This window comes from Mycobacterium sp. TH-M82, from assembly GCF_057473605.1.
The window spans coordinates 1-3002 of sequence record NZ_JBYCKY010000577.1; the positions used below are offsets into that span (position 1 = coordinate 1).

Annotated in this window: 4 protein-coding genes; 1 reads left to right on the top strand and 3 read right to left on the bottom strand. The window is 67.0% G+C overall.

What is annotated here, in order from left to right; genetic code table 11:
• The coding region (locus AC2VON_RS17405; RefSeq protein WP_486954069.1) for a catalase at positions 1–1199 on the top strand (1199 nt) is incomplete at its 5' end.
• A gap of 44 nt (positions 1200–1243) precedes the next feature.
• Here AC2VON_RS17405 and AC2VON_RS17410 read toward each other — a convergent pair.
• The 3 genes from AC2VON_RS17410 to AC2VON_RS17420 form a co-directional block, all read right to left on the bottom strand.
• Positions 1244–1849 (bottom strand): DUF1707 SHOCT-like domain-containing protein, encoded by a 606-nt coding sequence (locus AC2VON_RS17410; RefSeq protein ID WP_486954070.1) that lies wholly within the window; start codon positions 1847–1849, stop codon positions 1244–1246.
• A gap of 81 nt (positions 1850–1930) precedes the next feature.
• A complete protein-coding gene (locus AC2VON_RS17415) occupies positions 1931–2719 on the bottom strand; it encodes an enoyl-CoA hydratase family protein (protein WP_486954071.1) in 789 nt (262 codons plus the stop codon).
• Positions 2719–3002 (bottom strand): acyl-CoA dehydrogenase family protein (locus AC2VON_RS17420; RefSeq protein ID WP_486954072.1); only part of this gene is annotated, 284 nt, incomplete at its 5' end. The genes AC2VON_RS17415 and AC2VON_RS17420, both read right to left, overlap by 1 nt.

Below are 3002 nucleotides of genomic sequence, written 5' to 3' on the forward strand. Positions count from 1 at the left end.
CCGAGATGCTGGCCCGGTTCTCCACGGTGGCCGGAGAGCGGGGCAGCCCGGACACCTGGCGCGACGTTCGTGGGTTCGCGCTGAAGTTCTACACACCAGAGGGCAACTTCGACATCGTCGGCAACAACACGCCGGTCTTTTTTCTGCGGGATCCGTTGAAGTTTCAGCACTTCATCCGCTCCCAGAAGCGCATGATGGCCAGCAACCTGCGGGACCACAACATGCAATGGGACTTCTGGACCCTGTCACCGGAATCGGCGCACCAGGTGACCTACCTGATGGGCGATCGGGGGCTGCCCAGCAGCTGGCGGCAGATGAACGGCTACGGCAGCCACACTTTCAGCTGGGTCAACGCCGCCGGCGAGATCTTCTGGGTGAAGTACCACTTCATCACCGCCCAGGGGGTGCAGTGCCTCACTCAGCAAGAGGGTGAGCGGCTGGCCGGTGTCGACGGCGACTACCACCAGCGCGACCTGTACCAGGCGATCGAGCGCGGCGAGTACCCGAGCTGGTCGGTCAAGGTTCAGATCATGCCGTACGAGGAGGCCAAAACCTACCGGCTCAACCCGTTCGATTTGACCAAGGTCTGGCCGCACGTCGACTACCCATTGATCGACGTCGGCACAGTCACGCTGGACCGTAACGTCGCCGACTACCACGCCGAGATCGAGCAGGCGGCGTTCGAGCCGAGCAACGTGGTGCCGGGTACCGGGCTGAGCCCGGACAAAATGCTGCTGGCCCGCGGCTTCGCATACGCCGACGCTCATCGCGCCCGGATCGGGACCAACTACAACCAGCTACCGGTCAACGCGCCCAAGGCGGAGGTGCACAGCTACTCCAAAGACGGTGCGATGCGGTATCGCAATGCATCCGACCCGGTGTATGCACCGAACTCGATGGACGGGCCCAAGGCCGATCCGGCACGTGCGGCCGAGGTGCGCTGGCACACCGACGGCGAGATGGTGCGTCAGGCGTACACGCTGCGAAAAGACGACGACGACTGGAGCCAGGCCGGCAGCCTGGTCCGACAGATCCTCGACGACGCCGCCCGTGAACGCTTGGCCAACAACATCATTGGCCACGTCTTGGATGGGGTGACCGAGCCGGTGCTGTCCCGGGTGTTCGAGTACTGGCGAAACGTCGACCCGGACCTGGGCAGGAAGGTCGAGGAGGGGGTGCGCGCGCATCTGAGTCGGTAGCTGCGCACCTACCGGCAGGCAGGAACGGCGTGATGTCTGCCGGCTCAGCGTCGGGGTTTGCGGCGGCGACTCTTCCGCTTGATGCCGACACCGCCCCACAGCGAAAAACCGCAGACCTTGACCTTCGGCGCGCCCGGGGTGCCGGCGCCCTCGACGCTCTGGTCGAAACTGCCCATGACGCCGTGACCGTGGATATCGACGTTGACTTCCGGCGGCAGCAGAATGGTCTGCCCGCCCATGATCGAATATGCGTTGATCTGCACATCGGGGGAGGTGAAGTCGGCGTAGCGCAGATCCACCACCCCGCCGCCGAACAACGAGAAGGTGGTCAACCGCTTCGGAACGTTCCAGCGGCCCCGGCGCTGGAAGGCGCTCATGATGGCCACCAGCAGCGTGGGCGGCGCGGGTTTGCAGGCGCCGCCGCGACTCGGGCTCACCGACGATCCCAGCAGATCGGACCGCAGCCGATCCAACTCGCCGTAGGTCTGCGCCGCGTAGGCCTTGGCGAGACGGTCCTCGTAGTCGCCCATCGGCAGCCGGCCCTGAGCGGCGGCATCGCCGAGCAACTGCGCTAGCTGAATGCGGTCGGTGTCGGCCGCGCGCGACTCCGCACTCGGTCTGCCGTTGTCTTTTTGCGCAGTATCGCCCATTGGCTAAGAGCCTACGACGCACAGCCCCAACTGCAAGGAGGTTCGCCGAACTGCGCTGTCATCGTTACCGGGGGCGGCGGGTTACCCAGGCGCGTCGCGAGCCCACCGCGGTGGACGTTTCTGCAGGAAAGCCAGCATGCCTTCGCGGGCCTCGTCGGAGACGAACAGCCGGGCCGAGTCGACACTGAGCCGCTCGGCGTCGCGGTCGAACGCAGCCAGCACGGCGGTGGTAGTCAGCGCTTTCGACGCCGCCAGACCCTGAGGAGATCCGTGCGCGAGTTCGTCGACCAGCGCGGTAACCGTCGCGCCGACGTCGTCGGCGGCGATCGTGACCAGCCCGATCGCGGCGGCCTCGGTGGCGTCGAACTTCTCACCGGTCAGGTAGTAGCGCCCCGCGGCCCGGGCGGACATCTTGGGCAGCAGCGTCAGCGAGATGATCGTGGGCGCCACCCCGATCCGGGCCTCGGTCAAGGCGAACGTGCTGGCTGGTCCGGCGACCGCGATATCGCATGCCCCCACCAGGCCCATGCCGCCGGCTCGGACGTGGCCGTTGATGGCGGCGATGACCGGCAATGGCGAGTCCACGATGGCGCGAAACAGTGCCGCGCCCGCCCTGGCCCGGTCTGCGGCCGTCTCGAAAGGATCACCACCCGATGCCGCTGAAGATTCAGAGAGGTCCGCCCCGGCGCAGAACGTGTTGCCGGTATGGCCGAGCACCACAGCGCGGATCGCCGGATCCGCGGCGGCGTCGGCCAGCCCCTGGTGCAGCTGGCCGACCAGGACGTCCGACAGCGCGTTGCGGTTGTGCGGGGAGTTCAATGTCAGCCGCGCGACGTGGCCTTCGGCCGCGTACTGGACCAGGGTGTCCATCAGTAGGACCGGGGCAGACCCAGCGATGTCTGCGCGACGAAGTTGAGGACCATCTCCCGGCTCACCGGCGCAATTCGTGACAGCCTCGACGCGGTCAACGCCGCGGCGATGCCGTACTCCTTGGTCAGCCCGTTGCCGCCCAGCGCCTGCACCGCCTGGTCAACCGCGCGGGCGGTGGCCTCGCCCGCGGCGTACTTGGCCATGTTCGCCGCTTCGGCGGCGCCGGCGTCGTCGCCGCTGTCGTAGAGGGTGGCGGCCTTCTGCATCATCAGCTTGGCCAACT

Bases quoted from the DNA above. Each gene is read 5' to 3' on its own strand.
- AC2VON_RS17410 (WP_486954070.1), bottom strand. From the start codon at position 1,849: ATGGGCGATACTGCGCAAAAAGACAACGGCAGACCGAGTGCGGAGTCG.
- AC2VON_RS17415 (WP_486954071.1), bottom strand. From the start codon at position 2,719: ATGGACACCCTGGTCCAGTACGCGGCCGAAGGCCACGTCGCGCGGCTG.